Raw genomic sequence first — 5009 nt, forward strand, 5'->3', positions numbered from 1 at the left:
CGCGCCGATGATATCAGCAACTGTAAGGCCAATCAGATCACCATTCTCACCACCGGCAGCCAGGGAGAGCCGCTCGCGGGCCTCTCACGGATGGCGGCGGGCGATCATCGGCAAGTGACCATCCAGAAAGGCGATACGATTGTTCTGTCGTCGTCGCCGATTCCCGGCAACGAGTCGGCGGTCTGGCGGGTGGTCAACAAGCTCTTCGCTCTAGGGGCCAATGTGATCTACGATGCCCTCATGCCCGTGCACGTCAGCGGGCACGGCTACTCCGAGGAGCTGAAGCTGGTTCTGAATATCACCAACCCACAGTACGTCATTCCCGTGCACGGTGAGCGGCGGATGCTCGCTCTCTACGCCCGGCACGCTCAGGACATGGGCTGGCTTCCCGAGGATGTCTTCGTGCTGGAGCTAGGTGATGTGCTGGAGCTGGACACCAGCAAAGGCGAGATCGTGGACCGAATTCCCTCGGGCGCGGTGCTTATTGATGGCGACACGGGCCAGGAGATTCACGAGCTGGTTCTGCGCGACCGGCAGTTTCTCGCCAACGATGGTTTCCTCAATGTCGTGGTCGTTCTCGACTCCGAGAGCGGCGAGCTGATTGGGGGGCCGGAGTTTCTCTCACGTGGCTGTTTCTACATGGACAGCGCCGATGAGCTTCTCGCCGAGGCTGCCACTGTGGTGGAGAAGCTTCTGGAAGACGAAGACAGCGAGGAAGAATCCCCCCGTGAGCCGGAAGCGCTCCAGGGCGATATACGGATGGCTCTCAAGAAGTTCATTGAGAAGCGCACGGGCCGCCGCCCGGTGATCCTGACCTCCGTGATGCGGGTTTGACATTCGTGATGGGAGTGTAAGATCGCCCCCCTCGCCTGCAAGGTGAAGGGGGCTTTTTTTTAGGTAGGATTACCAGTGCGCGGGCCATCGGCCCCCACTTACCCGAGAGAAACCCCCTGTGTTTTTACATTTTTTGTAAGAAAATAGAGCTCGCTAGGTACGGAATGGTTCTGTTGTTTCCAATAATCAACCCGGGTGAGTTACTCAAATCTCTCAAAAGCTCGCCCTCTCTAAATAGCGCTAGAGAAAAGGAAACATAAACCATGGTTTTAAATCGAACAAATCTAAAGAAGATCGTGCCTAGTATCCTGGCAGTTGGGGCGATTCTAGGAGCAACCTCAGCCCAGGCCCAGGTTACTTTTGGAAGCCTCCCTGTGGGAAGTTTAAATAACTACTCCCTCTTGAATACCACAGGAGGAATCCCCGGGGGATTTTCTCAGTTTGGGGCAACACAGTCTGCTGCATATTCTGGGATTAATGCGGGGCTTAATATCTCCGGCAACCTCATTTCTGCCGCCTTCAGCAATGGCACTGAGCTGATTTTTGCGTACCAGCTCCAGACGGCTACGGGTAATGCGGCTGTCGCTAACTTTTCCGTTGCGGGTTTTGGTGGACGTACGCTAACATTTGGTGCTACGAGTGATACAGATCTTGATGGTGGTGGCGTAATGACGAACGCGATTACATCAACTCCAGATACGGATCAGCGCTCCAATGCAGGTGATCAAGGATCAAGCGTAACCTTCGGTACCACGGCTGCGCTCACCCAAAACCAAAACGGCTCCATTTTTCTCCTGCGCATGGCGGGTACAACAGGAGATATTATTACCAATGGAGGTGCAGCAGTACTCGGTGGAGGTGTTTCCGCTAATAGCAGTGCGAATGTAATCACTACAGCTCCTTCCGTTAGCACTGCACCTGAGCCAGGAACACTCGTTCTGGCAGGCCTGGGAATCGCGGGACTGGCAATCCGTCGCCGCAAGCACTAGGCTCGCAAGCTTCTGGCTTAACTAGCCAAAAAACTCCCCGGTATGCATGCTACCGGGGAGGTTTTGCTATTTGGGGAAGCTAAAGGGCGGTACACTACAGGCCATGAAGCGCTTTCGCATGTGGCTCTTTCCTGGAATTTCGGGGCTGCTACTGGGCTTTCTGACACTTTGCTACGCCACGCGCACCGATGCACTTGCGGCAGTGACGGTCACTCCTGTGTGGTGCTGGCCGCTGCCGGGGAGCTTGTTGGCGGGAGTGCGGTGGAAACGGCGGCGTGTGCGAGGACTCTGGGCACTCTGGGCGTTTTTTTCGTTACTTTTTGTGGATGAGCTACGGCCCCTGCTGCATCCTCTGCGCTGGCTCTCTGCGCCCTCCACGGCAGTAAAAGCGACAGGTACCTGGCGGGTTGTCTCACTGAACTGTGTGGGCGGAGATCCCAAGGCCGCTGACGAAGTACGTGCCTGGAAGCCTGATGTAGTGTTGCTCCAAGAGACCCCCAACCCCGAGAGTGTTCGAGTGCTTGCGGAGAAACTCTACGGGAGCCGAGATGACTGTGTGCTTGGTTTGGACACTGCTGTGCTTGCCCCAAACCTTACCTCCATGCCGCTTCCTCGCTCACTCCAGCGCTATGCTGTGGTCGTGCAAACACCGCAAGGCATCGTTGCCAGTGTCCGGCTGACGCCTAGTATCCTGCGCGTGGACTTCGGGAACTCAGAGTGCTGGAAAGCCCACACAGAGAACCGTCAAACCCGCCGTGCAGAGCTACGCGCCGTGGCGCAGCAGCTTCCACGCGAGGGGGCACTTCTTTTGGGCGGCGATCTCAATGCCCCGGCAGGCGATGGGATCTTCACCGAACTCACCGCCCTCAAACTTCAGGATGCCTGGCCACTTGCCGGGCTGGGTTGGGGCAACACCATCGCCAACGACCTGCCGATCCACCGGATTGATCAGCTCTGGCTACGGGAGCACAGCGCCAAAGCTTTGATTGCCGTCAAGACCCAGTACTCCGATCACAGAATGCTCGTCTGCGACCTAGAACGCTGATGACCGGCGGGGTCAGTTCGCCTCGGGGTAGGAGCCCAGAATCGTGACGAAGAGGCTGTGTTCCTCTAAGAGTTTTAGGGCGCGGGCGACCGATGCCTCTTTGTGGTGGCCCTGGATATCTATAAAAAAGACATACTCCCACGGGAGCTGCTTGGTGGGGCGGCTCTCGATCATGGTGAGGTTGATGTCGTGGGCATCGAAGGCGGCCATGGCGCGCATGAGCGAGCCTGCGCGGTGCTGCACGGAGAAGAAGATGCTGGTCTTGTCCTTGCCCGATGGCTGGGGGGTGTTTTCCCCAATCACCAAAAAACGCGTGCGGTTGTGCGGCGAGTCCTCGATGTGCTGCGCGAGCAGGGGGATGCCGTAGAGCTCGCTGGCAATGCTCGTGGTAATCGCGGCGCTGGTCGGGTCGGCGGCGGCGAGTGTGGCGGCTTTGGAGTTTGACGTGGCGTCAATGACCTCGATGCTCGTTCCTAGATTATCGCGAATCCAGTTGCGGCTCTGGGCATAGGCTTGCGGGTGGGCGTAGAGCCGCTGAATCTCAGAGAGCGTCTCGGCCTTGCTCGCCAGATTGTGCACCACGGGAACATAGACCTCCGCGCAGATCTTGAGGCGCGTGCCCTTCTCGTGGAACATGTCCAGCGTGTAGGGGACAATTCCCTCGGTGCTATTCTCCACAGGGACGACCCCGTAGTCCGCCTCGCCCCGTTCGACGAGTGCAAAAACATCGGGTATAGTGTCAGCGGCCTTTAGCTCAGAGGAAGTGCCGAACTTGTCGAGTGCTGCCTGGTGGGAGAAAGTCCCGGCTGGGCCAAGGTGCGCGACACGGATCTGTGCCTCCAGTGCGCGCATCCCAGAGAGGATCTCCCGGAAGATCGCACGAACCGCCGTGGGCGGAAGCGGTCCCTGGTTGGCCTCTTCGAGACGCTCGAAGATCTGGCGCTCACGCTCAGGCGAGAAAAACTTGGTCTGAGTGCGTGTTTTAGAGTGACCGACTTCCTGGACGACATGCGCCCGCTGGGAGAGAAGGTCGAGAATCTGGGCATCGAGGGCGTCAATCTGACGCCGGAGTTCTTGAAGCGACATACGTGTCCAGGATTATATCAAGGTATGCAATTTTATGCCTGACTGGTTTCGCCGCCCCGCCCCTGCCGTTGCACCTGAGGGAGCTTTCACCAAGTGCACCACGTGCGGAGCGATTCTCTACACCAAAGATTTTGAACGTGATTTCAAGGTCTGTATCAAGTGTGGCCACCACCATCGTCTCACCGCCGATGAGCGCATCGCCATCACCGCCGACGAAGGGAGCTTTGTCGAGTTCGGACGGCGCGAGCTTCGTAGCGAGGATTTCCTACAGTTCCCCGGCTATGTGGATAAGCTGGTCGCGGGGGAAGACGGAGACGATCCCCGCACCGATGGCCTGGTTACCGGTGTGGCGACTCTGAGTGGCCAGCCCTGCGTCTTGGCGATCTCCGATTTTGAGTGGGGACGCCTCGCGGGCACTATGGGAAGCGTCTTTGGCGAGAAGTTCGCCCGCGCCGCCGACCGCGCTCTCGATGAGAAAAGTGCACTCATCACCTTCTGCGCCTCAGGGGGCGCACGGATGCAGGAGGGTCTTACCAGCCTAATGCAGATGGCTAAGACTAGCCTCTCCGTGGCGCAGCTAGACCGGGCGAAAGTGCCCTATATTGTCGTGCTCACCAACCCCTCAACCGGTGGTGCCGTGGCTTCTTACGCCAGTCTCGGGGATGTGATCTACGCTGAGCCGGGCGCAACGGTTGGGCTTTCAGGCGAGCGGGTTGCCGCGCAGGCACAGAGTGTCAAGCCGCCTGCGAACTACCGCACTGCCGAGTTTATGCAAGAGCACGGGCAGCTCGATAAGATCATCGCTCGTAAAGATTTAACAACGACGCTGGCAAAGACGCTTGCTTTTTTAGGGTCCTGAAACGAATTGGAAAACATGAGTATCCAAGAGTTTGAGCAGTTTCTTGCCGAACTTGACGACAATATAGTGAAGCTGGACCAAGCGGCTCAGCGGACGGCAAATACAACGGCTTCGGCTGAGGCGCAGAAGTTGCGTACGCAACGAGATAGCTACGTGGAACGCTTTTTTGCTAAACTAACGCCCTGGGACAATGTCC

Annotated in this window: 6 protein-coding genes; 5 read left to right on the top strand and 1 reads right to left on the bottom strand. The window is 57.8% G+C overall.

Features of this window, described 5'->3' with window-relative positions:
- The 3 genes from ACH2EH_RS09380 to ACH2EH_RS09390 all read left to right on the top strand — a co-directional run.
- Window positions 1-834: ribonuclease J (locus ACH2EH_RS09380; RefSeq protein WP_395141055.1), on the top strand; the 834-nt coding region annotated here is incomplete at its 5' end.
- 263 nt (window positions 835-1097) lie between these two features.
- Entirely contained in the window at window positions 1098-1823 is a 726-nt protein-coding gene (locus ACH2EH_RS09385) for a PEP-CTERM sorting domain-containing protein (RefSeq protein WP_395141058.1), read from the top strand.
- A 103-nt stretch (window positions 1824-1926) separates the two neighbouring features.
- Entirely contained in the window at window positions 1927-2868 is a 942-nt protein-coding gene (locus ACH2EH_RS09390; protein ID WP_395141060.1) for an endonuclease/exonuclease/phosphatase family protein, read from the top strand.
- A 12-nt stretch (window positions 2869-2880) separates the two neighbouring features.
- On the opposite strand, the gene pheA is transcribed toward ACH2EH_RS09390, so the two are convergent.
- Window positions 2881-3954: a prephenate dehydratase gene (pheA, locus tag ACH2EH_RS09395; protein ID WP_395141062.1), complete on the bottom strand. Its 1074-nt coding sequence runs from the start codon at window positions 3952-3954 to the stop codon at window positions 2881-2883.
- Window positions 3955-3988: 34 nt separating this feature from the next.
- Between pheA and ACH2EH_RS09400 the strand changes: the two genes are divergently transcribed.
- On the top strand, window positions 3989-4813 hold the full coding sequence (locus ACH2EH_RS09400; RefSeq protein ID WP_395141064.1) for an acetyl-CoA carboxylase carboxyltransferase subunit beta: 825 nt from the start codon (window positions 3989-3991) through the stop codon (window positions 4811-4813).
- A 15-nt stretch (window positions 4814-4828) separates the two neighbouring features.
- Window positions 4829-5009: hypothetical protein (locus ACH2EH_RS09405; protein ID WP_395141066.1), on the top strand; the 181-nt coding region annotated here is incomplete at its 3' end.

It is taken from the genome of Armatimonas sp., assembly GCF_043760365.1.
Classification (GTDB): domain Bacteria; phylum Armatimonadota; class Armatimonadia; order Armatimonadales; family Armatimonadaceae; genus Armatimonas.

Coding starts and splice junctions, on each gene's coding strand:
- ACH2EH_RS09385 (WP_395141058.1), top strand. CDS start 1,098: ATGGTTTTAAATCGAACAAATCTAAAGAAGATCGTGCCTAGTATCCTG.
- ACH2EH_RS09400 (WP_395141064.1), top strand. CDS start 3,989: ATGCCTGACTGGTTTCGCCGCCCCGCCCCTGCCGTTGCACCTGAGGGA.
- pheA (WP_395141062.1), bottom strand. CDS start 3,954: ATGTCGCTTCAAGAACTCCGGCGTCAGATTGACGCCCTCGATGCCCAG.
- ACH2EH_RS09390 (WP_395141060.1), top strand. CDS start 1,927: ATGAAGCGCTTTCGCATGTGGCTCTTTCCTGGAATTTCGGGGCTGCTA.